30 protein-coding genes and 2 tRNA genes are annotated in these 23,586 nt (G+C 39.2%); 30 read left to right on the top strand and 2 right to left on the bottom strand.

What is annotated here, in order from left to right:
• The first annotated feature begins 141 nt into the window (after positions 1–141).
• The 29 genes from FFR60_RS11775 to FFR60_RS11635 all read left to right on the top strand — a co-directional run bounded on the left by FFR60_RS11775 (position 142) and on the right by FFR60_RS11635 (position 21,424).
• A complete protein-coding gene (locus FFR60_RS11775) occupies positions 142–654 on the top strand; it encodes a gamma carbonic anhydrase family protein (RefSeq protein WP_137664295.1) in 513 nt (170 codons plus the stop codon).
• Complete coding sequence (locus FFR60_RS11770; RefSeq protein WP_137664294.1) at positions 641–979, top strand: hypothetical protein; 339 nt, start codon at positions 641–643, stop codon at positions 977–979. Before FFR60_RS11775 ends, FFR60_RS11770 begins: the two co-directional genes overlap by 14 nt.
• A 65-nt stretch (positions 980–1,044) precedes the next feature.
• A complete protein-coding gene (locus FFR60_RS11765; protein WP_088931758.1) occupies positions 1,045–1,311 on the top strand; it encodes a (4Fe-4S)-binding protein in 267 nt (88 codons plus the stop codon).
• A gap of 25 nt (positions 1,312–1,336) precedes the next feature.
• Positions 1,337–1,612 carry a GNAT family N-acetyltransferase gene (locus FFR60_RS11760; RefSeq protein ID WP_010746759.1) on the top strand — a complete coding sequence of 92 codons (276 nt, stop codon included), beginning with the start codon at positions 1,337–1,339 and terminating at the stop codon, positions 1,610–1,612.
• A 79-nt stretch (positions 1,613–1,691) separates the two neighbouring features.
• Positions 1,692–1,928, top strand: coding sequence for a preprotein translocase subunit SecG (gene secG, locus FFR60_RS11755; protein WP_010746758.1), 237 nt, complete (start codon positions 1,692–1,694; stop codon positions 1,926–1,928).
• Positions 1,929–2,151: 223 nt separating this feature from the next.
• Positions 2,152–2,916: an alpha/beta hydrolase gene (locus FFR60_RS11750; protein WP_137664293.1), complete on the top strand. Its 765-nt coding sequence runs from the start codon at positions 2,152–2,154 to the stop codon at positions 2,914–2,916.
• Positions 2,897–5,266: a ribonuclease R gene (rnr, locus tag FFR60_RS11745; RefSeq protein ID WP_137664292.1), complete on the top strand. Its 2,370-nt coding sequence runs from the start codon at positions 2,897–2,899 to the stop codon at positions 5,264–5,266. Before FFR60_RS11750 ends, rnr begins: the two co-directional genes overlap by 20 nt.
• Before the next feature lies 1 nt (position 5,267).
• Positions 5,268–5,732 (top strand): SsrA-binding protein SmpB, encoded by a 465-nt coding sequence (gene smpB, locus FFR60_RS11740; RefSeq protein ID WP_088931761.1) that lies wholly within the window; start codon positions 5,268–5,270, stop codon positions 5,730–5,732.
• Positions 5,733–6,020: 288 nt separating this feature from the next.
• On the top strand, positions 6,021–6,734 hold the full coding sequence (gene atpB, locus FFR60_RS11735) for a F0F1 ATP synthase subunit A (RefSeq protein ID WP_137664291.1): 714 nt from the start codon (positions 6,021–6,023) through the stop codon (positions 6,732–6,734).
• A gap of 33 nt (positions 6,735–6,767) precedes the next feature.
• Entirely contained in the window at positions 6,768–6,980 is a 213-nt protein-coding gene (gene atpE / locus FFR60_RS11730; protein ID WP_010743272.1) for an ATP synthase F0 subunit C, read from the top strand.
• 96 nt (positions 6,981–7,076) lie between these two features.
• Positions 7,077–7,598 carry a F0F1 ATP synthase subunit B gene (atpF, locus tag FFR60_RS11725; protein WP_088931763.1) on the top strand — a complete coding sequence of 174 codons (522 nt, stop codon included), beginning with the start codon at positions 7,077–7,079 and terminating at the stop codon, positions 7,596–7,598.
• A complete protein-coding gene (gene atpH / locus FFR60_RS11720; RefSeq protein ID WP_088931764.1) occupies positions 7,588–8,133 on the top strand; it encodes an ATP synthase F1 subunit delta in 546 nt (181 codons plus the stop codon). Before atpF ends, atpH begins: the two co-directional genes overlap by 11 nt.
• 19 nt (positions 8,134–8,152) lie before the next feature.
• Complete coding sequence (atpA, locus tag FFR60_RS11715) at positions 8,153–9,679, top strand: F0F1 ATP synthase subunit alpha (protein WP_088931765.1); 1,527 nt, start codon at positions 8,153–8,155, stop codon at positions 9,677–9,679.
• A gap of 15 nt (positions 9,680–9,694) precedes the next feature.
• On the top strand, positions 9,695–10,600 hold the full coding sequence (locus tag FFR60_RS11710; RefSeq protein WP_088931766.1) for a F0F1 ATP synthase subunit gamma: 906 nt from the start codon (positions 9,695–9,697) through the stop codon (positions 10,598–10,600).
• A gap of 22 nt (positions 10,601–10,622) precedes the next feature.
• Positions 10,623–12,023, top strand: a complete 1,401-nt coding sequence (atpD, locus tag FFR60_RS11705; protein WP_088931767.1) for a F0F1 ATP synthase subunit beta — start codon at positions 10,623–10,625, stop codon at positions 12,021–12,023.
• Positions 12,024–12,036: 13 nt separating this feature from the next.
• Positions 12,037–12,471: a F0F1 ATP synthase subunit epsilon gene (locus FFR60_RS11700; RefSeq protein ID WP_088931768.1), complete on the top strand. Its 435-nt coding sequence runs from the start codon at positions 12,037–12,039 to the stop codon at positions 12,469–12,471.
• Between the two features lie 351 nt (positions 12,472–12,822).
• Positions 12,823–13,056: a DUF1146 family protein gene (locus FFR60_RS11695; protein ID WP_088931769.1), complete on the top strand. Its 234-nt coding sequence runs from the start codon at positions 12,823–12,825 to the stop codon at positions 13,054–13,056.
• 44 nt (positions 13,057–13,100) lie between these two features.
• The gene (gene murA / locus FFR60_RS11690) at positions 13,101–14,399 is read left to right on the top strand and encodes a UDP-N-acetylglucosamine 1-carboxyvinyltransferase (RefSeq protein WP_137664290.1); all 1,299 of its coding nucleotides are present in this window, start codon (positions 13,101–13,103) and stop codon (positions 14,397–14,399) included.
• Positions 14,400–14,410: 11 nt separating this feature from the next.
• Complete coding sequence (locus FFR60_RS11685; protein WP_010746744.1) at positions 14,411–14,587, top strand: DNA-directed RNA polymerase subunit beta; 177 nt, start codon at positions 14,411–14,413, stop codon at positions 14,585–14,587.
• A gap of 267 nt (positions 14,588–14,854) precedes the next feature.
• Positions 14,855–15,133 (top strand): membrane protein insertion efficiency factor YidD, encoded by a 279-nt coding sequence (gene yidD, locus FFR60_RS11680; RefSeq protein WP_137664329.1) that lies wholly within the window; start codon positions 14,855–14,857, stop codon positions 15,131–15,133.
• Between the two features lie 497 nt (positions 15,134–15,630).
• A complete protein-coding gene (locus tag FFR60_RS11675) occupies positions 15,631–16,794 on the top strand; it encodes an ABC transporter substrate-binding protein (RefSeq protein WP_088931771.1) in 1,164 nt (387 codons plus the stop codon).
• A gap of 116 nt (positions 16,795–16,910) precedes the next feature.
• Positions 16,911–17,789 carry a branched-chain amino acid ABC transporter permease gene (locus FFR60_RS11670; RefSeq protein ID WP_088931772.1) on the top strand — a complete coding sequence of 293 codons (879 nt, stop codon included), beginning with the start codon at positions 16,911–16,913 and terminating at the stop codon, positions 17,787–17,789.
• A gap of 9 nt (positions 17,790–17,798) precedes the next feature.
• The gene (locus FFR60_RS11665; RefSeq protein ID WP_137664289.1) at positions 17,799–18,773 is read left to right on the top strand and encodes a branched-chain amino acid ABC transporter permease; all 975 of its coding nucleotides are present in this window, start codon (positions 17,799–17,801) and stop codon (positions 18,771–18,773) included.
• Complete coding sequence (locus FFR60_RS11660) at positions 18,754–19,530, top strand: ABC transporter ATP-binding protein (protein ID WP_088931773.1); 777 nt, start codon at positions 18,754–18,756, stop codon at positions 19,528–19,530. Before FFR60_RS11665 ends, FFR60_RS11660 begins: the two co-directional genes overlap by 20 nt.
• The gene (locus FFR60_RS11655) at positions 19,530–20,231 is read left to right on the top strand and encodes an ABC transporter ATP-binding protein (RefSeq protein WP_088931774.1); all 702 of its coding nucleotides are present in this window, start codon (positions 19,530–19,532) and stop codon (positions 20,229–20,231) included. The genes FFR60_RS11660 and FFR60_RS11655 overlap by 1 nt, the downstream gene beginning before the upstream one ends.
• Before the next feature lie 3 nt (positions 20,232–20,234).
• Positions 20,235–20,879: a CBS and ACT domain-containing protein gene (locus FFR60_RS11650; RefSeq protein WP_137664288.1), complete on the top strand. Its 645-nt coding sequence runs from the start codon at positions 20,235–20,237 to the stop codon at positions 20,877–20,879.
• A gap of 75 nt (positions 20,880–20,954) precedes the next feature.
• Positions 20,955–21,185 (top strand): DUF2969 family protein, encoded by a 231-nt coding sequence (locus tag FFR60_RS11645; protein WP_088931776.1) that lies wholly within the window; start codon positions 20,955–20,957, stop codon positions 21,183–21,185.
• 82 nt (positions 21,186–21,267) lie between these two features.
• Positions 21,268–21,351 (top strand) — tRNA-Tyr (locus FFR60_RS11640).
• A 1-nt stretch (position 21,352) separates the two neighbouring features.
• A tRNA-Gln gene (locus tag FFR60_RS11635) sits at positions 21,353–21,424 on the top strand.
• Between the two features lie 98 nt (positions 21,425–21,522).
• Here the strand turns inward: FFR60_RS11635 and FFR60_RS11630 are convergent.
• On the bottom strand, positions 21,523–22,398 hold the full coding sequence (locus FFR60_RS11630; RefSeq protein WP_137664287.1) for a helix-turn-helix domain-containing protein: 876 nt from the start codon (positions 22,396–22,398) through the stop codon (positions 21,523–21,525).
• Positions 22,399–22,726: 328 nt separating this feature from the next.
• Between FFR60_RS11630 and FFR60_RS11625 the strand changes: the two genes are divergently transcribed.
• Entirely contained in the window at positions 22,727–22,897 is a 171-nt protein-coding gene (locus tag FFR60_RS11625) for a hypothetical protein (protein WP_171004921.1), read from the top strand.
• Between the two features lie 40 nt (positions 22,898–22,937).
• Here the strand turns inward: FFR60_RS11625 and FFR60_RS11620 are convergent, their stop codons facing one another.
• On the bottom strand, positions 22,938–23,546 hold the full coding sequence (locus FFR60_RS11620) for a TetR/AcrR family transcriptional regulator (protein ID WP_088931778.1): 609 nt from the start codon (positions 23,544–23,546) through the stop codon (positions 22,938–22,940).
• Positions 23,547–23,586 lie beyond the last annotated feature (40 nt).

Here is a 23,586-nt window from a genome sequence, read left to right as displayed (position 1 = left end):
GTTTGCCAGCGCTGTCCTTTTTCAATTTTAAAGAATTATTACTGTATTATCAGTTAAGGAAGTAACAGGCGATAAATGCTATACTTATTTGGAAAAGAAGTTGAAGAAAAAATAAAAATACGGCTGGTCGGAGGAAAGAAAATGTCAAATTTTATTGCAAATAGTGCGGATGTTTATGGCGATGTAAGACTAGGAGAAGGTACGACAATTTGGTTTCAAAGTGTTTTACGTGGTGACAGCAATAAGATATCCATTGGTAAAATGAGCAATATACAAGATGGAACGATTGTACATGTCGATCACGATGCACCGGCAGTGGTTGAGGATTATGTGACGATCGGACATGCTTGTATTATCCATGGCTGTACGATTCATTCTGGTGCATTGATTGGAATGGGCTCTACTGTTTTAAATCACGCCGAGATTGGTGAAAATAGTTTAATCGGTGCGGGATCATTGGTGACAGAAGGAACAGTGATTCCAAGAAATTCATTAGCCTTCGGTTCTCCAGCACGAGTGATCCGTCAATTAACACTAGAGGAAATAAAAAAGAACCGCGAAAATGCTCAGCACTACTACGAATTGGGGCAAGCTTATTTAAAAAAAGAATTTCCACGAATTCAAACAGAGGGAGCCGCACATGAAGGAGACTAGCTTTTTATTGTTGCAAGCTCAGTTGCGTGCGTTGTTTCCTGACGAAGGGTTGCATCAGCTGGCTATCTATGAAGAGCAGATGGGGAAAATTTTGATATTCTCAAGTCGTGGCCTGCATGTATTAGAAGAAGACGAATTAACGAAGGCTCCGCGAAATGTTTATTATACTGTGGACTGCTTAAAGCCATTTTCAATTAGACAACAGGATGGTGTATTCGAATTGGTAGTCGAAACTGTTGGTGGGCGAATATTTGTGTTGGCTTTTCCCGATCAAGCGGATGCTCATCAGGCGATGCAAGCTCTCATTGAACTTTTAGCTTATTAAGACCCTTTTTAGTGTAATTTATTTATAATTCCTATTATAATCTTACTTAAAGGAAGTGATAAAAAATGAACGGAAGTAAATTTGATCAAGAGCCAGTAAATGAAGCTGAGTTATTAGCCCAAGGTTATCGCAAATATCATGGTGAGGGCATTGATATTTATTACAATAAAGATATTTGCGCACATATTGGAAACTGTGTACGAGGAAATTCCGAAATTTTTGAGGTGGGACGCAGACCATGGATAATTCCCGATAACGGCAGTGTTGAAAACGCCAGTCATGTTGTGGATACCTGTCCAAGCGGTGCCTTGAAATATGTCATCCAAAAGTAAATATTTTAATTTAAGGAGAATCATTATGGAAATAAAAGAAGAAAAGGAACGTTTTGTTTTATTGAACGATGCAAATGAAGAAGCGGGTGAAATGACTTGGTCTAACGCGGGTTCAGAAATTATGATCATTGATCACACATTTGTTGATCCAACTTATCGTGGACAAGGTTTAGCAGAAAAATTAGTTGCAGCCGGTGTAGAAAAAGCTCGAAATGAAGGCAAAAAGATCATTCCTTTATGTCCTTTTGCGAAAAAAGAATTCGAAGAAAAATCAGAATATGCAGATGTTTTAAGAAAATAAGTTTGGACTTCTCTAGTCAAATGACTTCAATTGTGCTAAAGTAAAAATGAGGTAGTTTGGAAATAAGGAGGATCATCTTTTGTATAATTTTATTTTGGGCGTTATCTTAGTTTTGTCAGTGATCATTGTTATCACGATCATGATGCAACCTAGCAAACAAAATAGTGCTGCAAGTGCTTTTACTGGCGGCGCAGATCAATTGTTCGGAAAGCAAAAGGCACGCGGTTTTGAAGCTGTAATGCAACGATCAACCGCCGTTTTAGGTGCGATCTGGATGATTTTGCTCTTCGTATTAATGTTTTTATCAAGCAAATAAAACCGACCTCTCAATTGAGAGGTCTTTTTTATTTTGTATTTGTACTAAATCAAGTACACTTTAAGATAGAACAAAGAAGGTTAGTTCTATTGATCTCACTTTACTTAGTTAAAAATTTGTATGCACCTGGAGTTAATAAAAAGTTATAATCCTTAAAGAGGATTTTACACTGTTTTTAATGCATAGTGGGTTCAGTAGGACGATATACGAGGAGTGAAGAAAAATGAATCAAGCACCTGAGTCGCTATTTTTACCTCATGGAAAACGAGCGGTTTTACTCTTACACGCTTATTCGGGCAGCCCCAATGATGTGCGGATGCTGGCGCGTTTTTTAGAAAAATTAGATTATACAATTTATGCTCCGCTTTTCACAGGACATGGAACATTAGATCCGTTGGATATTTTACAAGAGACTTCTGAGAAATGGTGGCAAGATAGTCAAAAAGCAGTCGCTTTTTTACAAGAACAAGGATATCAAGATATTGCTGTTTTGGGACTTTCAATGGGAGGAACCTATGCGACCCGCTTGATAAGCACAATGCCTGACAGTTTTATGGGCGGCGGATTTTTCTGTTCACCCATCGCACCGGTAAAAACGAATGTAACAGAAAACTTCCTATTATATGCTCAACAAGTGCTTGAACGAAACGGTGCAGAAACGACGAAAGAAAAAGTTGAAAGTTACCGACCGTTAGTAGAGCAGCAATTAGGAACGATCGAGGAACAGGCGCATATTGCTTATGAAGATTTAGCGAAAATTAATCGTCCTTTCTTTATGGCTCAGTCAGGGCAGGATGAAATGATCGATGCTAAAGGAGTATTCAAAACAGCAGAACGTTTGCAGCAGACAACCTTTACCTTGAAATGGTACCCAAGAAGTGGTCATGTGATTACTGTGGGACCAGAAAGAAGACAATTAGAACAAGACGTGGCCGATTTTTTAGCTGGTCTTGGCTGGAGAGAAGATTATGGAGAGAAAAACAATTAAAACAGAAATACTGGCTGGGTTGAAAGCAGCCAATAAAAAAAGTCTTTCAATGGAAGAATTAGCAGAAATTTTAGATATGCGTAAAAGTGAGGATTTTAAAGTATTAGTTAAAACTGTTGCGCAGTTGGAGCGAGAAAAAGCCTTAGAATTTAACAAAAAAGGTCGAATCAAATTACCATTTCAACCAATTGAAGTGGAAGGAATCTTCCGTCGTAATGAACGAGGATTTGGTTTCGTGACGATTGATCCTGAAGAACCAGATATTTTCATTCCAAAGGAAGCGACAAACTTTGCGATGGACGGCGATGTCGTCATGATTGATATTCAAAAAACGGCTGACCTCTTTTCTGATCGTGGAGCAGAAGGGCGAGTCGTTTCTATTAAAGAACGAAAGATTCAACAACTTGTCGGCGAGTTCACTGCTTTTGATGTAGATGAAATCGCAGAATCTGATTTATTTGGTTATGTTACCCCGAAGGATAAAAAAAGTGCGCAGTTTAAAGTTTTCATCGCGGCAGAAGGAATCCAACCAGTGGATGGCAGTGTTGTTATCGTCGAGATCACTCATTACCCAGAAAAAGGGTACACTACGAGTTTAGAAGGTTTGGTTACTAAAGTAATCGGCCATAAGAACGATCCTGGCATGGATATTTTGTCAATCGTGATTGCCCAAGGGATTCCAACACAATTTCCCGATGAGGTTCAAACAGCGTCTGAACAAGTACCTGACAAAATCGTGGAATCTGATTTGCTTGGCCGACGCGATTTGCGCGATCAGCAAATCGTTACAATTGACGGTGCAGATGCTAAAGATTTGGATGATGCGGTAACCGTGCGTAAATTAGAAAATGGGAATTATTTTTTAGGAGTACATATCGCTGATGTGTCTTACTATGTAACTGAGAACAGTGTATTAGATAATGAAGCTTTTGAACGCGGAACAAGTGTCTATTTAACAGATCGTGTAATTCCAATGATCCCCCAAAGGCTATCTAACGGTATTTGTTCTTTGAATCCACATGTGCCACGGTTAACGATGAGTTGTGAGATGGAGATTGATCCTAGTGGTACGATTCTACATCATGATATTTTTCAAAGTGTCATTCAAACAAGTGAGCGCATGACCTATTCTGCCGTAAATGACATTTTGGAGGAAGAGGATCTAGAAACGATTGAACGATATCGTGATTTGGTACCGATGTTTCGCTTGATGAAGGAGCTTCACCAAATACTTGAAGCACGGCGCAATCGCCGTGGAGCCATCAATTTTGAAGATCGTGAAGCAAAAATTCTCGTAGATACCGAGGGTCATCCAACTGGAATTGAATTACGCGAACGCGGCGTTGGTGAACGGTTGATTGAATCCTTTATGTTGGCAGCAAACGAAACGGTTGCTGAGCATTTCAATCGGCTGAAACTGCCGTTTATTTATCGAGTTCACGAGCAACCGAAAGAAGAAAAGATGCAGCGCTTTTTCGATTTTGCAGCAGCGTTGGGTATCTTAGTAAAAGGTACGAAGAATACAATTACCCCGAAAGATCTGCAACAAGTGATACATGATGTAGAAGATAAACCAGAGGCGGCAGTAATTAATACAATGCTGTTACGCAGCATGCAACAAGCACGCTACTCGGAAGATAATTATGGACATTATGGATTAGCAGCAGAATATTACACACACTTTACTTCGCCAATTCGACGTTATCCGGATTTGATTGTCCATCGCTTAATCCGGATCTATAGTCAAGATCAAGGCGATGCAACAAAAGAAAAATGGGCCGAATTATTGCCTGAAATCGCTGATCATAGTTCAAAAATGGAGCGACGATCTGTAGAAGCAGAGCGTGAAGTCGATAGCATGAAAAAAGCCGAATATATGGCCGACAAAATTGGTGAAGAATTCGACGGTATTATTAGCTCTGTTACTAAGTTTGGGATATTCATAGAATTACCAAATACGGTTGAAGGAATGATCCACCTAAACGAGTTGAAGCAGGACTACTTCCACTTTATTGAAAATCAATTGGCTTTGGTGGGCGAACGTACACGTCAGACTTTTAAGATTGGACAGAAAGTTCGAATAAAGGTCACTAAATCTGATCCTGAGACTCGGGAAATTGATTTCGAACTGCTAGAAGCAGAGGAAATTCCTTCTTTGGTAGTACCGAAAAACAATCGTCAGAATCAAAAGCGTAAAACAACTGGCGGACGAAAGAACAATAACGAAAGATCATACGGAAAAAATTCCGACCGACCTAAAAATGGAAAAGATAAGAAAAAGAAAAAAGGAAAAAAACCTTTTTACAAATCAGTAGCTAAAAAGAAAAAGTCCGGAAGAAAGAAGGGATAATATGCCAAAAGGTGAAGGTAAATTAGTCGCACAAAATAAAAAGGCACGCCACGATTATACGATCATTGATACGATCGAGGCTGGAATTGTTTTGCAAGGTACTGAAATCAAATCTATTCGTAATAGTCGTATCAATTTGAAGGACGGATTTGCTCGTGTTAGAAATGGCGAGGCTTTTTTATATAATGTTCACATTAGTCCGTACGAACAAGGAAATATCTTTAATCATGATCCTGTTCGGACACGTAAATTATTGATGCACAAAAAACAGATTGCGCGTTTAGCTGGTGAATTAAAAAATACTGGGATAACACTAGTACCATTGAAAGTATATTTGAAAGATGGGTACGCAAAGGTGTTGATCGGTGTTGCGAAGGGAAAAAATCAATACGATAAGCGAGAAAGTTTGAAGCGTAAAGATGTTGATCGACAAATTAGTCGGACGTTGAAAAACTATTCTCGTTAGCAAAATATTCTTTTTCGCATATTTGGGGATAATTTCTTTACTTCACAATGGTTTTTGATACGATTGGTTACAATCTATACTAGCCGCTTTGCGGGCAAAACCAGCTAATTAAGGCGTATAGGCAGGGATAAAATAACGTTAGAGAAAAAAACTCCGAGTTATTCGAAAATTTTTAGGAAAATTCTTTGAAATTTTCTTTCTCTGGTGGTAACATACGGTAGTATTTTGAGGAGCAGCGCTAAGCAGGCACGAGCTGACGCGAGTCGCTGGGAAGAGAGGTGAACTGAATTGGATGAAAAATCTTGGGTTTTCCATATTGGTCCCATATGGTTTGATGGTACGGTAACGACAATGATTATTTTGACATGTGTGATTGTCTTCTTCCTTGTTTTTACATTTACACGCAACCTATCATTGAAGCCCAAAGGAAAGCAAAACGCAATTGAGTGGGTCATTGATTTCACTACGAATATAGTTGGCGACAACATGCCTCGTAAAGAAGTCAGAAATTTTAGTTTGTTCTCATTTACGTTGTTCTTATTTATTTTTGTAGCAAACCAAATTGGGCTGGTCACAAAAATCGTCACAGGTAATGAGGTGACTTATTGGAAAAGTCCGACTGCTAACCCCTTTGTAACAATGGGATTGGCCTTACTCGTATTGGTATTAGCCAATTATCTAGGCACAGAGAAATTGGGCTTAGGCGGTTACATCAAAAATTCTTTCTTTACACCAGCAGGATTATTTCCTATTAAGTTGATGGAAGAATTTACAAATGTTATTACGTTAGGCTTACGTCTTTACGGTAACATTTTTGCTGGTGAAGTATTGCTTTCGCTTATCGCAAGCATGGTCACAAGCGCGGGATGGTGGACTTTGCCATTCGCGATACCGCTTGAGATGATTTGGATCGCATTCTCACTATTTATCGGTAGTATCCAAGCATTTGTTTTCACAACTCTATCTATGGTTTATATCAGTCATAAAATCGAGGTAGAATAAAAAATTTAACACACTTTTAGGAGGAAATTTATTATGAACTTTATCGGTGCAGGAATCGCAATCATGGGAGCCGCAATTGGGGCTGGTTATGGTAACGGACAAGTAATTTCAAAAGCAATTGAATCAATGGCACGTCAACCAGAAATGTCAGGTCAAATTCGTTCAACAATGTTTATCGGTGTTGGTTTGATCGAAGCTGTGCCAATTCTTGGTGTTGTATTAGGTATGCTAATGGTTTTCCAATAAAAACTAATACTTTTTTGTTGAGACTCACTGATAGGTGAGCAAGGAGGACCGCTTGACGGTTCTTTTAATGAGAAAGAACAGAAAGGAAGACCGAGTATGCTGAATCTAGTAATTGCTGAGGCTGTTAATGTAACGCTCGGTAATCTAATTGTCGTTACGCTATCATTCGTGATACTGATGGCATTATTAAAAAAATTCGCGTGGGGTGCGGTTCAAGACATTCTGCAAAAACGTGAAGATAAGATCGCCAATGATCTAGATTCTGCCGAACAATCTCGGATTAAAGCGGCTGAGTTGGAAAAAGAACGTGAAACTCAGTTAGCAAGTTCTCGTAGTGATGCGGCAGATATCATCAAAAATGCGAAAGAAAGTGGCGAGTTAAGCCGTCAAAACATCATCAAGGATACAAAAGAAGAAGTTACTCGTCTAAAAGATCGCGCACAAGCGGAAATCAAAGATGAACGTGAAAACGCGTTGACTTCTGTTAAAGATGATGTGGCTACACTTTCTCTACAAATCGCAGAAAAGATCTTGAGTAAAGAGCTTTCGCAAGATGCTCATCAAGATTTGATTAATGACTATATGGATAAGTTAGGTAATACAAAACATGAAGCTTGATAAATATACTGTTGGTAAACGTTATGGAAAAGCGTTGTTTGAATTGGCGATCGAAAATAAAGCTGCCGATGATGTTTATCAAGAGTTATTGACAATTCGAGAAATCTGTAAAGAAATTCCTGATTTAGGGAATATTTTGACCGATGTTCGTTTAACAAGTGCTGAAAAGAACGCCATCATGGATGCTTTTATTGGCGGCTTTGACGGTATCGTCAAAAACTTCCTATTAGTTGTTTTTGAATACAATCGTAGCGATGATCTTCCTTTTATGATTGAGGAATTTGAACGTCGTTATGATGAATTAAATAAAATCGCACACGGAACAGTCACCACGGCTGTACCGCTCTCTGAAGAAAAGAAACATGAACTTGAAGCAAAAGTCGCTGATGTTTTTGGCTACCAGAAGGCCACGCTAACCCCGTTAGTTGATAAATCAATTCTCGGCGGTGTCATTGTTGAAGCCGATCATCAAGTGATCGACGGAAGCCTCGCCAGCCAATTAAATGGTCTACGAGCAGCACTTAGTAAAAAGTAGAGAAGAAGAGGTGAAATGAATGGCCATCAAAGCAGAAGAAATCAGTGCTTTAATCAAAGAACAGATTCAAAATTATGATAATAAGCTGTCTGTTGAAGAAATCGGAACAGTCACTTACGTTGGGGACGGGATTGCCCGTGCCCATGGTTTAGAAAATGCAATGAGTGGAGAACTTTTAGAGTTTTCTAACGGCTCTTATGGAATGGCACAAAACTTAGAAAGCAATGATGTCGGTATCATCGTTCTAGGTGAATTTGAGTCCATTCGTGAAGGAGATAAAGTAAAACGTACCGGTAAAATCATGGAAGTGCCAGTTGGCGATAACATGATCGGTCGTGTTGTAAATCCATTAGGACAACCAATTGATGGTATGGGACCAATCGAAACAAGCAAAACGCGTCCAGTAGAAGCGATGGCTCCCGGTGTTATGCAGCGTAAGTCGGTTTCAGAACCAATGCAAACGGGCTTAAAAGCCATTGATGCACTTGTTCCGATCGGTCGAGGCCAACGGGAATTAGTTATCGGTGACCGTAAAACTGGTAAAACTTCGATCGCTATCGATACAATCATTAATCAAAAAGGTCAAGATATGATTTGTATCTATGTTGCTATCGGACAAAAAGAATCTACGGTACGCTCGCAGGTGGAAACACTTCGTAAGTTTGGTGCCATGGATTATACGATCGTCGTAACAGCTGGTGCTTCTCAACCTGCACCGCTTTTATTTATCGCGCCTTACGCTGGAACAGCGATGGGGGAAGAATTCATGTATAACGGTAAGCACGTTTTAGTTGTTTTCGATGACTTGTCAAAACAAGCAGTTGCTTATCGTGAACTTTCATTACTATTGCGTCGTCCGCCAGGCCGTGAAGCATATCCAGGGGATGTCTTTTACTTGCATTCACGTTTATTAGAACGTGCTGCAAAACTTTCAGATGAACTAGGAGGCGGTTCGTTGACCGCTTTACCATTCGTTGAAACACAAGCGGGAGATATTTCTGCGTATATTCCTACTAATGTAATTTCAATCACTGATGGACAAATTTTCTTGGAAAATGATTTGTTCTATGCTGGGATTCGTCCAGCCGTTGATGCTGGTTTATCAGTATCTCGGGTTGGTGGGTCAGCACAAATCAAAGCAATGAAGAAAGTTGCTGGGACCCTTCGTTTGGATCTGGCAAGCTATCGTGAATTAGAAGCCTTCACTCAATTCGGTTCAGATTTAGATGCTGCTACTCAAGCAAAATTGAATCGCGGACGTCGAACCGTTGAAGTGCTAAAACAAAAATTACATGATCCGCTTCCTGTTGAAAAGCAGGTTGTGATCCTTTATGCCTTGACTCATGGTGTACTTGATAGTATTCCAGTCAATAGTATTTTAGATTTTGAAGCACAATTATTTGAGTATTTGGAAACGAATCATTCAGACTTATTTGCGACAATTCGCGATACGAAAGACTTGCCAGATACAGATAAACTAGATGGAGCGATCCAAGAATTCAAAGATATTTTTGACGCTTCTTCAGCTAACCAAGAAAAAGCATAATCGAGGTGAGAATAAATCATGGCATCCTTAAATGAAATCAAAACACGGATTGCATCGACGAAGAAAACCAGTCAAATCACCAACGCTATGCAAATGGTATCGGCATCTAAATTAACGAAATCAGAAGCTTATTCAGCAAAATTTCAACTTTATGCTTCAAAAGTACGTGAAGTATTGACCCACTTAACAGCGAGCGAATTAACTGAGTTGGCTAATTCTGGTCGTGAATTAGGCGGCATTAATTATCACAGTATGTTGTTAAATCGTCCAGTCAAAAAAACTGGTTATATTGTGATTACTTCTGATGGCGGTTTGGTCGGCGGGTACAATAGTTCGATTTTAAAACAAACCATGACGATGCTTGAAGATGATCATGATTCTGCTGATGAATATGTTTTGTTAGCCATTGGTGGAACCGGTGCGGACTTTTTCAAAGCTCGCGGCGTTAAATTAGCTTATGAATTACGCAATTTATCGGATCAGCCAAGCTTTGATGAAGTACGAAAAATCGTTTCGATGACAACCAGTATGTATGAAAATCAAGTCTTCGATGAATTGTACGTATGTTACAACCATCATGTTAATTCATTATCCAGCCAATTTCGGGTAGAAAAAATGCTGCCGATCTCTGACTTGGATCCAAGTGAGGCACAAACGTATCGTGAAGAATATCTATTCGAACCTTCAAAAGAAGCGATTTTAGATCAATTACTTCCGCAATATGCTGAAAGTTTGATCTATGGTGCGATTGTTGATGCTAAATCGGCAGAACACGCGGCCGGAATGACTGCGATGAAGACAGCGACAGATAACGCAGGCGCAATCATTGATGATTTAACGATTTCATATAACCGGGCTCGTCAAGCTGCGATTACCCAAGAGATTACTGAAATTGTCGGCGGGGCTTCCGCATTAGAATAATTTCGAGATTGGAGGAAAAAACATGAGTTCAGGCAAGATTGTTCAAGTTATTGGTCCCGTTGTCGACGTGGAATTTTCTTTAGATCAATCCTTACCAGACATCAACAATGCGTTGATCGTTTATAAAAAAGATAAAACAAAAGTTGTTCTTGAAGCTGCTTTGGAACTTGGAGATGGTGTTGTCCGCACGATCGCCATGGAATCAACTGATGGTTTGCAACGTGGAATGGAAGTTGTCGATACAGGCAAACCAATCTCTGTTCCAGTAGGTAAAGAAACTTTAGGTCGTGTGTTTAATGTATTAGGTGAAACAATCGACAAAGAGGCACCTTTTCCTGAAGATGCAGAAAAGAGCGGCATTCATAAAAAAGCACCAGCTTTTGAAGAACTTAGCACTAGTAACGAAATTTTAGAAACAGGGATCAAGGTTATCGACTTATTAGCTCCTTACTTAAAAGGTGGTAAAGTCGGACTTTTTGGTGGTGCCGGTGTTGGTAAAACCGTCTTGATTCAAGAATTGATTCATAATATCGCACAAGAACACGGTGGTATTTCAGTATTTACCGGTGTTGGTGAACGTACTCGTGAAGGGAACGATCTTTATTATGAAATGAAAGATTCTGGCGTTATTGAAAAAACTGCCATGGTGTTTGGTCAAATGAATGAGCCGCCAGGTGCACGTATGCGTGTTGCCTTGACTGGCTTGACGTTAGCTGAATATTTCCGTGACGAAGAGGGCCAAGATGTGTTGTTGTTTATCGACAACATTTTCCGTTTCACACAAGCTGGATCAGAAGTATCAGCCTTACTTGGTCGTATGCCATCAGCCGTTGGTTACCAACCAACTTTGGCTACTGAAATGGGGCAATTACAAGAACGGATCACTTCAACGAAAAAAGGTTCAATTACTTCAATCCAAGCTATCTATGTACCGGCCGATGACTATACTGACCCAGCGCCAGCAACAGCCTTTGCCCATTTAGATGCAACAACGAACTTGGAACGTAAATTGACCGAACAAGGTATCTACCCTGCGGTTGATCCACTGGCTTCGTCTTCAAGTGCTTTGGCACCTGAGATTGTTGGGGAAGAACATTACCGTGTAGCTACAGAAGTACAACGTGTATTACAACGTTACCGCGAATTGCAAGATATTATCGCGATCCTTGGGATGGACGAATTGTCAGACCAAGAAAAAGTGATCGTATCTCGTGCACGTCGTATTCAATTCTTCTTGTCACAAAACTTTAACGTAGCGGAACAATTTACTGGTCAACCAGGTTCATATGTACCAGTTGAAAAAACTGTTGAAGGCTTTAAAGAAATCCTCGAAGGCAAATACGATGACCTTCCTGAAGATGCTTTCCGCAGCGTAGGTCCGATCGAAGACGTAGTAGAAAAAGCGAAAACTTTAGGCTACTAGAAAGAGGTGCCCGATGGAACAAGAAAAAAACAAAGTTCTGCAAGTGAACGTTGTTACTCCAGATGGTAACGTCTATGATCATAGTGCAACCATCGTTGTTGCTAAAACAGTCGCTGGTGAAATTGGGATTTTACCCAATCATGCGCCGATCATTGCCCCCCTTGCAATCGATGAGGTTCGTGTTCGTCGAACAGATTCTGATACACACGTTGACTGGATTGCAGTCAACGGTGGAATCATGGAAGTTCGAGATAATGTATTGACGATCATCGCTGATACTGCTGAACGCGAACGCGATATTGATGTCTCTCGTGCCGAAAGAGCAAAACAACGTGCGGAAGCACGGATTCAAGAAGCTCGTGAAAAACAAGACACCGACCAATTAAGTCGTGCCGAAGTTGCTTTACACCGTGCGATGAATCGTATCAAAGTATCAAAACATCGTTAATTTTTTGAGAAGGCTGTGTCAATTTTTTGACATAGCTTTTTTCTTGCAAAAAACCAATTTTTTAAAACTATCTTTAGATTAAAGAGCTAAATAACTGAAACCTATTTCTTTAAAATTTCATTATCAAAATTAATTAAAAATTTCTCGAGAAATTGATAAAAAAATCCAAACAAAAATTTTTAAAGGACTTTTTCGGAATAACAGAAATTACTTTGGATGTTTAAAAAACAAAAAATAAATCTTAAGTTTTTTAAAAGTTTCTGTACAGTCCTTTGAGTGTGCAAAGTGTTCTTCTTTATCTGAAACTGTGATATAATCCAACTGTTGATTTTTTTTGAAAGGATACGAATTATGCAAGTATATGGAATTGATGCAATCATTAGAATCGTCTCGCATTTTTCCTTTATCTATTTAGCTTTTTGGTCTTTAAGATCATTGCGCATAGAAAATTTTTTTAAGGCGTTCAAGGAAACACAGGTAAGACTTGTGATTTTGATGATAGCAATTGCTTTAGGTTTTACTTGCAGCACATTCTTCTTGGAAATCATTCTTTTGTGTAAAAATATATTTTTGACATTTAACTAAGGTACATATATGCGGAAATCGATAGCTTTTTTGGAGGGAATACAATGGAAGAGATCATCGTTCGTGGTGGTAAACAATTAAGAGGAACAGTACATATCGAAGGAGCCAAAAATGCTGTGCTGCCAATTTTAGCTGCGACTTTATTGGCGGAAGAAGGAACATCAACTTTAAGTAATGTTCCGATTTTATCTGATGTCTTTACCATGAATCAAGTGATTCGTTATTTGAATACAGACGTTGAGTTTAATGAAGAAACGAAAGAAATTACCGTGGATGCTACACGTCAGTTACTCGTGGAAGCTCCTTATGAATATGTAAGTAAAATGCGTGCATCTATTGTTGTAATGGGACCTCTATTGGCTCGTAACGGTCATGCCAAAGTTGCGATGCCGGGAGGATGTGCGATCGGCAAACGCCCAATTGACTTGCATTTAAAAGGATTTCAAGCATTAGGTGCGAAGATTATCCAAAAAAATGGGTATATCGAGGCAATTGCTGATGAATTGGTTGGAGATACTATTTATTTAGACTTCCCAAGTGTTGGCGCGACTCAAAATATCATGATGGCGGCTGTAAAAGCCAAAGGAACAACGGTAATCGAAAACGTTGCTCGTGAACCTGAAATCGTTGATTTAGCAAACTTCTTGAATAAAATGGGTGCCAGCATTCATGGTGCTGGTACAGAAACAATGCGAATTGAAGGCGTTGATCATCTTCATGCCGTATCACATCCAATCGTTCAAGACCGTATCGAAGCGGGTACATTTATGGTTGCTGCTGCGATGACAGAGGGAAATGTTTTGATTGATGGTGCGATCCCAGAACATAATCGTCCATTAATCTCTAAATTGATCGAAATGGGCGTTAAGATTAGTGAAGAAAACGATGGCCTGCGTGTAATCGGTCCTAAAACGTTGAAAGCGACTGATATCAAAACAATGCCGCATCCAGGCTTCCCAACAGATATGCAGGCACAAATGACGGCGATTCAATTAGTTGCGGATGGTGTCAGTACAACAACAGAAACTGTTTTTGAAAATCGTTTCCAACATTTAGAAGAAATGCGCAGAATGAATGCACAAGTCAAAATTGACAACAATGTTGCATTAATTAAGGGTGCGACAGATTTACAAGGTGCAGAAGTTTATGCCACAGATTTGCGTGCCGCTGCCGCTTTAGTTTTAGCTGGCTTGCGGGCAAATGGTATTACACGTGTGCGTAATTTGAAATATTTAGACCGCGGCTATTATCAATTCCATACAAAATTGCAACGCTTAGGTGCAGACGTGGAACGTGTAGATAATGAAAGCAAAGCAAATGACCTAGCAACTGTCATGGCATAAGGAGTGGATATATGAGTTCAGGCGAACATATCTTACGCAGCTTGATTCGAATCGTAGCGATTTTACTTGCAGGTGTTTTATTATTCATCATCGGCAGTATGATTGGATATGGTGCAATGGGTGGCGGAAATCCATTTAAAGTGCTGTTGCCAGATGTTTGGCGTCACATTTTAGATTTTGTTCATTAATAGTGCGTTGATTATTAATAAAGGGATTGCTCCATTTTTGGTGTAATCTCTTTTTTTGCAGTTTCTTAAAATATTAGCTGTGGTGAATGCAGCTGTATTTATTGTGGGAATGATTGTTTTGTTTTGCAGATTATTAAAAATGGTCTAAAATAGCAGAAATTAGAACTATCAATTAAGAGGGTTAGTATAATCGTAATTGTGGTGGAATCTTAGATAGTTTTAAAAATAGTTTACATAGGAACGTTCGAGGTGAAAGAATTGAGTTTCATTGGAAAAGGGATTATTTTTTTAGTACGAGGGTATCAACGGTTCATTTCGCCGTTAACACAGCCTTCTTGTCGGTATTATCCCTCGTGTTCAAGCTATATGATTAAGGCGGTACAGGTTCATGGAGGTTTCAAAGGATTTTTGATGGGGATATCACGGATTTTACGTTGTCATCCATTTGCGAAACCGGGTTTAGATTATGTACCAATAGAATTTTCATTACGGAAGAATGTAATTGATAAAGAAGAACCAAATTATCAAGAATTGAAAAAGAACTAGCAGACTCAAAATGTCCCACTCATTATTGCTAATTACGTCCAAAGGGAAAATTTTAAATCTTTATCGATTGGAAAATTTTTGGTGTATTTGACTTTCAAAAATTCCGTTTACTTTGTTTTGCTCAGAATACTAAAGAAGTTATTGTAAGAACGATATAGAACCAATCGGATTTTAAATAGCGGCATAAGCAAATCGAATTTGAAGCAAGCAAAACTTCCAATAAGGCTTTGTTATCGTGTATTCAGAGTAAATGATTGTGCAGGGACAATAATTTAGAAACTAAGTTATTTTATATAAATCTCTTTGACTTTTTATCAGTCAGAGAGATTTTTTTATGTTATTTGATAAGGGCTAGAAGCTATTGTAAGCGCTATAAATTGTTTGAGTATTGCCGAATTATTAAAATATTCAGAAAATTTAATTGACAGTGAGAGTTTTTTCCTATATATTCTTTATTATCTTAACGAATTATCATTATTTTATTAGGGGGAAACAGGATGAAGAAAAGAACAGTAGCTGCTCTAGCAGCAGGGTTGTTTTTATTTGGCGCATGCGGTTCGCCTAAAGCTAACGATAGCAGCGGCGGGGAAGATGCGAAGACGATCAAAATCGGCGGAAACTTTGAATTATCTGGTGCGGTAGCTGCATACGGTGAAGCAGAAAATGAAGGTGTCAAATTAGCTGTTGAAGAAATCAATAAAGATGGCGGGATTGACGGAAAGAAAATTGAGTACATTTCAAAAGACAACAAATCAGATAATAATGAAGCTGCATCTGTGGCTGCAAACTTAACAACAAAAGATGGAGTTGTTGCGATCGTGGGACCAGCTACGTCTGGTGCGACAAAGGCGACGTTACCGAATCTATCTAAATCTAAGGTTCCGGCAGTAACACCATCAGGAACTGATGATGCGATTACTGTTCAAAAAGGAAAAGTTCAAGATTATATTTATCGTTCTTGTTTCCAAGACAGCTTCCAAGGGATTGTCCTAGCAAAATATGCGGATGATAACTTAAAAGCCGATAAAGCAGTAATTTTGGGCGATAACTCAAGCGATTACGCGAACGGCTTGAAGAAAGCATTTAAGGATACGTACAAAGGAAAAATCGTCGCAGAGGAAAACTTTACTGCAGGCGACAAAGATTTCCAAGCGATGTTAACGAAAATCAAAGATAAAGATTTCAATGTCATCTATATTCCAGGGTACTACACAGAAGCTGGCTTGATTATCAAGCAAGCACGTGAAATGGGTATTGAACAGCCAATTATTGGTGCTGACGGCTTTGGTGATGAAAAATTAGTTGAAACAGCAGGCGCAAGCAATGTTAAAAATGTTTACTATACAGGGCACTTCTCAACAAAAGCTCCAGCAACAGATAAAGTTGAACCTTTTGTAAAAGCTTTTGAGAAGAAATATAGCAAACAGCCATCTTCATTCAACGCGTTAGCTTACGATTCTGTTTATATGATTAAACAAGCAATCGAGGATGAAGGAAAAGCAACACCAGAAGCAATTGATAAAGGTCTTGCGAACTTGAAGGACTTTGAAGGTGTTACTGGTAAGATTTCAATGGACAAGGAACACAATCCTGTAAAATCAGCGGTTGTTCTTGGTCTAACTGATGGGAAAGAAACTTCTGCTGAAACCGTTAATCCGTAGTTAGTCGGAAAAAGCAGGCAAGGGAGTGTGCCAATGAACGTTGGTACACTCCCTTTTAAGAATCAAAGTTGTTATTAATCGACTACTCTATTTTTTTGAAAAGTGATGTGATAAAGATGGAAATATTTATTCAGCAAATCGTCAATGGGCTTTTCCTTGGGAGTGTCTATGCGCTGATGGCGTTGGGCTATACCATGGTTTATGGAATTATTAAATTGATTAACTTTGCTCACGGCGAAATTTATATGATTGGTTCATTCATAGGCTATTTTTTGATCAACCAGTTTAATATGGGCTTCTTTCCGGCATTAGTTTTGTCGATGGCGGGCAGTGCCATTTTAGGTGTTGTGATCGAATTTTTAGCTTATCGACCACTAAGAAACTCAACGCGAATCGCGGCGTTAATCACGGCGATCGGTGTTTCATACCTTTTACAAAATACAATGATCTACTTTTTCAGTTCGACCACACGACCATTCCCACAAGCGATTAAGCTGCAAGTATACAAAATCGGCTTTTTAAGTATTTCAAATATTCAGCTGCTGATTTTAGGCTTATCATTGTTCTTGATGATCGCACTAAACTTGATCGTTCAAAAAACCAAAATGGGAAAAGCGATGCGTGCGGTAAGTGTTGATACGGATGCTGCCCAATTGATGGGGATCGATGTAAATCGTACGATTTCTTTTACTTTTGCGTTAGGTTCTGCACTAGCTGCTGCTGGCGGAATGATGATCGGTTTGTATTATAACTCGATTGATCCAATGATGGGGTATATCCCTGGTTTGAAATCGTTCATCGCTGCGGTATTGGGCGGAATCGGAATTATTCCCGGGGCTGCGATCGGCGGGTTTGTCATCGGTTTGATTGAGACATTGACTACGGCGTTAGGTTTTTCTGATTTTAAGGATGCTGTAGTATATGCTGTCTTGATTTTGATTTTATTAATTCGTCCGGCCGGTATTCTTGGCAAGCATGTAAAAGAGAAAGTGTAGGTGGATCAAATGAAAAAGAATTTGAAATACAATTTGATTTGGCTAGCTTTGATCGTAATTGGTTATGTAGTTTTATACGTAGCCTACTCTGCTGGAATGGTCAACTTGTTCTTAGATAATATTTTAGTTCAAATCGGTATTAACGTGATTTTAGCAGTTGGGCTAAACTTGATCATTGGTTTTTCTGGTCAGTTTTCTTTGGGTCACGCGGGTTTCATGGCGATCGGAGCTTATGCAGCGGCGTTGATTTCAATGAGTATGCCAACCTTTGGCGGATTTTTCTTAGGTATGGCAGTCGGCGTTATTTTAGCCGGAATCGTTGCTGTGGCCGTTGGAATTCCGACTTTGCGTTTAAGCGGGGATTATCTGGCAATCGCAACACTAGGTGTAGCCGAAATTATCCGTATCTTACTGATCAATTTTAAAGAGATTACAAACGGCCCTTCCGGTCTATTTGGAATTGAGCCTTTTGTTGACTGGCAAATGGTTTATGGTTTTATGGCGATCACAACGCTATTTATTGTTAACTACATTCGTTCAGGTGCTGGACGTGCAACGATGGCGATCCGCGAAGATGAGATCGCAGCTGAAGCCATGGGGGTCAATACCACTAAATACAAGGTAATGGCCTTTACATTTGGCGCGATGACAGCAAGTATTGCTGGTTCGTTATACGCAGGATATTTGCAGTCGATTGCACCGAAAGATTTTGCATTCACGAAATCTGTTGATATTCTGATCTTAGTTGTGTTAGGCGGTATCGGCAGTGTGACGGGAACATTTATTGCAGCGATTCTTTTAGGAATCATCAATATGTACTTGCAAGACTTCGGAACGTTGCGAATGATCATTTACGCATTGGCATTGATCATCTTGATGATCTTCAAGCCAGGTGGCTTATTGGGTACGAAGGAATTGTCGGCGAAGAAAATTTTAGACAAGTTTAAAAAAGGAGATGACCAAAATGCCTCTGTTGGAAATTAAAGATTTAACGAAAAACTTTGGCGGTTTGGCGGCGGTCTCCAATGTCAACATCGCATTAGAAGAAAATCAATTAGTTGGTTTGATCGGACCGAATGGTGCAGGGAAAACGACTCTGTTTAATCTGATTACGGGTGTTTATGAACCGAGTGAGGGTGATGTTTTACTGGAAGCAGATGGTAAAACGCATCGTTTAAATGGTCAAAAACCATACGCCATCGCTGACCTTGGCTTGAGTCGAACCTTCCAAAATATTCGTCTATTTAAAGATTTAACTGTTTTGGATAATGTACTGATTGCCATGAATAGTAAAAACAAAGAAGGCTTTTTCTCAAGTGTGCTGCGTTTACCGGCCTTTTACGATAAAGAAGAAAAATTAAAAGAAGAAGCACTGAAATTATTAACCATTTTTGATTTGCAGGATAAAGCAGAAAATCTAGCGCGTAACCTGCCATATGGTGAACAACGACGGTTAGAAATTGTTCGAGCGTTGGCAACCAAGCCTAAGATTCTTTTCTTGGATGAGCCAGCTGCAGGGATGAATCCGCAGGAAACGGCGGCTTTGACTTTGTTGATTCGAAAAATCCAAGAAGAATTCCAAATCACGATTCTGTTGATTGAACATGATATGAGTTTAGTCATGGATGTGTGTGAACGAATCTATGTTTTGGAGTATGGCCGCATTTTAGCAGAAGGTGTTCCAGAAGAAATCAAGAATAATCCAGAAGTTATCAAAGCCTATCTCGGAGGTGAGCTATAATGCTGAAAATTGAAAATCTTTCGGTTCATTACGGCATGATCCAAGCCGTGCGGGATGTCAGCTTTGAAGTAAATCAAGGTGAGATCGTTTCATTGATCGGGGCGAATGGCGCAGGAAAAACGACGATTCTCCGGACGATCTCCGGGTTAAATCAACCGTCTAAAGGGACGATCACTTTTGAAGGCTCGCCGATCCAAAAGAAAGCACCGAGAAGAATTGTGGCTCAAGGAATTTCTCAAGTTCCAGAAGGACGGCACGTTTTTCCTGGTCTAACGGTTTTGGAAAACTTAGAGATGGGTGCTTATTTACGCAAAGATAGTGATATACAAGAGGACTATGAGCATATTTATGAAAAATTCCCAATCTTGAAAGAACGCTTGAATCAGGACGCATCAACATTATCCGGTGGAGAGCAACAGATGTTGGCAATGGGGCGGGCATTAATGTCTAAACCGCGCCTATTACTGTTAGATGAGCCATCAATGGGGTTAGCACCGATTTTCATTCAAGAAATTTTCAACATCATTCAAGAGATTCAAAAACAAGGAACAACCGTTTTATTGATCGAACAAAATGCGAAGATGGCTTTATCGATCGCTGACCGCGGCTACGTGTTGGAAACAGGTAAGGTGGTCTTGTCAGGGACTGGTCAAGAATTGCTAGAGAGTGAAGAAGTGAAGAAAGCTTATCTAGGAGGGTAAAACATGAGTGTAAAAGATTTTATGACAGAAAATTTAGTGACGGTTGCACCAAATACCAAAATATTTGATGCCGTTGATTTGATGAAAAAATATGATATCCATCGCTTGCCAGTTATTGATAATGAAAAATTGGTCGGATTGATTACCGAAGGAACGATTCAAGAAGCATTGCCTTCAAAAGCAACCAGCTTGAGTGTTCATGAAGTAAATTATTTATTGAACAAGACGGTCGTATCAGACGTGATGATTAAAGATGTTAAAACGATTGCTCCTGATAAGGAATTAGAAGATGGTATTTATTTAATGCGGCAAAACAAAATCAATGTGCTGCCTGTATTAGATGAAGAGAAATTAGTAGGCATCATCACTAATAATGATATTTTCGATGCCTTCTTAAAGCTGACAGGCTATTATGAAGGCGGCACGCGCGTTCAATTGAAGATCTTAGAAGATAAAAAAGGGGTGCTGGCTAGAGTAGCCAAAATTTTAGCAGATCATGATTTTAGCATCTTAACGGTTATCGTAGATCATCAAACAAATGCGACGATCGTAGAGATTCAGTTAGCCAGCAAGGAAACTGAAGAAATCAAGCAATTGTTGACCGATAACGGCTACGAAGTTTTACGCGCAGCAATTACAGAGCCTTAAGACTAAGGATGACTGAGTGATCAGTTGTCCTTTTCTTTTGTTGTATGATAAAATGTTCAGGACGGAGGGAAATGTATGTCTAAAAAGAACAAAGATATCCAAGTTCAGGTTACAGAAGAAGAACGCGAAATTAATGGGGAAAAGCAAACAGTTACCCAATTAGTGATCGGCAAAAAAATCATTGGCGAAATCATTCCCGAAAATAAAAATTTTCAAGCCTATAATGATGGCCATGTACTAGGTAGTTTCAAGTCTTTAGACGATGGAATTGAAGCGCTGATTCGTAACTGGAATTTACATGAATAATTTTTGAAAAAGTACTTGCATTTTTTTTGAAGATTAGGTATTATAACTGAGTCGGGTTTTTAAATAATAAAAAAACCTAATTGGAGGAGTAGCGAAGTGGCTAAACGCGACGGACTGTAAATCCGTTCCTTAGGGTTCAGTGGTTCGAATCCACTCTCCTCCACCATTGGGGTATAGCCAAGCGGTAAGGCAAGGGACTTTGACTCCCTCATGCGTTGGTTCGAATCCAGCTACCCCAGTTGTTAAGTGAGTTGCAGAAAGCAGCTCACTTTTTTTGTTTTTTTATATAACAAATAAATTAAAAAATCCGCTGAGAAAATCAGCGGATTTTTGATCGTTATTGGGTGATAGCGCGCTGTCGTATTTTTAAGACGCCCCACAGACAGACAACGCACAATAAAAAGGCAATGAAAAGAATGAACGACAATACTGCATAGGGAAATATCGGAGCATTAGTGACTGATAAAAATGGCTCAATAACTATTTTCCGTATGTGTTGTGGGACTTCCTGTTGCAAATTAGTTAGTGCGTGCGATATTTCCGGTAGATTACTGTGCTGTGGCAGAATACGGGTATACGCTCCAAAGGCCTTATTGCCGATAGCGAGATATCCAAAGGCAAAATTACCTAAGCCTAGTCCTCCAATGACTAAATTGCCAAAAGCGAATAAACCGATTCCCAGATTACCAAAGGCCATTGCCCCCAAAGCTAGGTTGCCCGCAGTAAAAAGTCCTAATGCTAAAAAGCCTCCTGAAACTATTCCTAGAGATAAAAAACCAATTGAGAGAAAGCCCTTCGTAAAAATCCCTAATGAAAAAATACCTGATGAGAAAAATCCAATACTAAAAATACCACGTGCTGCTGGGATCAATTGCTGTTTATGTCTTAGCGAGCTGATGGCAAACCTGCGATTGTGCCATAGCATTTCCGAAAGATTGGGAATAATGATGTGGAGCAAAGGCAGATTAAATAGAAGTGTGCTTGAGCGATATTCAAAATACAATTCTGGCTCCCGTTCATTCAGCAGGTTATCCAATGAAATATCCAACAACTGTGCAATGTGTTTCAACGTATCGATATCAGGGTACCCAGCCCCGCGCTCCCACTTAGAAACTGTTCGATCGGATACATATAAAATATTAGCCAGTTGTTTTTGTGTAAGTTCGTTTCGCTGACGATAATTTCTTAATTGCGTCCCTAAAAAATTTTCCATTTGATTTCCTCTTTCTTATTGAGATAAGTTAAGCATAGCGAATTATTAGCAAAATGGATAGGAAATCCAGTGAAAAATCGATTCTACTTTGCGTAGAGTCTTGCTAGATTAGGCTTTATTGGAAATTTTGATTAGGAAAAGCTTTCTCACTTGAAGCCTTTTTAAATATACGCTACATTTAAGAGGAAGAAATAAAACAGACCAAATTGAAGCTGCTATAACATTTGAAATCATTTATATTGGAACAAAAAATGATTTCATAAACAAAGTCAGCGATGCTTTTAGTCCGTTTCGATATTTATATTTTTACTTTGAAGGGAGAATAGCTATGAATAAAGTTGAGGAAGTCAAAGAACTGTTAACCGATACAGTGGCAAGAATTTACAGCACAATTAAAGACAACTCATTAGAAGTAACGAAAGAAAAAGGAAAAGTACCTCAAGTCCGTTCTGTACGTCCGACTCGTCACACAATCAAATGGAAAGCAAAAAACCATTAACACAAAAGCAGCGCTCAGAAAAAATCTGGGCGCTGCTTTTTTAATGGTCGATCTCAATGCCTAAAATGGTTAAATGCCCGTTGCCGACTAATTTGATGACAAGCTTAGAGAGACTGTCAGCACTCATGGTCGTGTCGCTAGTAATCCACCAGTGCAAAGTACCGACAAATATCGAAGTCATGTATTCAATGATAAAATCCAAAGGAACTTCGATGTCGTTCTCAGTAATTTTCAATCGGTTAAAAACATGGGAATATTTCTCATCTAAAATTTCCGCAACTTTTTTTCGCAGAATTTCGTTTCCTGAAGCATCCATGATGGTTAAGAAGAATTTCCGATTTGCCTGAATTTGTTCGTAAATGTTTTTCAGCACCATTTCAATTTTACGAACTTTCAATCGGTTGCCTTGGACGATTTGATCAGGATCAAGGACGGCCGCAAAGGCATCGATGGCTTGTTTAAAAATTTGATCATAGAGATCCTGTTTGTCTTTGTAATGAGCATAAAATGTTGCCCGATTAATCATTGCTTCGTCAGCGATCTCTTGGATAGTGATATTGTCGTACCCTTTAACTTCTACTAAATGGATAAAAGCTTCCATAATCATTTTGTTGGTACGCTTAACTCGCAGGTCAATTTTTTTTGGCATGGTAAAATCCTTTCACTTTTGCAACAAATCACGCTGGATT

It is taken from the genome of Enterococcus hulanensis (assembly GCF_005405485.1).
In the GTDB taxonomy this organism is placed as follows: domain Bacteria; phylum Bacillota; class Bacilli; order Lactobacillales; family Enterococcaceae; genus Enterococcus_A; species Enterococcus_A hulanensis.
The sequence above is the reverse complement of the archived record's forward strand: the minus strand, read 5'-3'. Positions and strand labels throughout refer to the sequence as shown.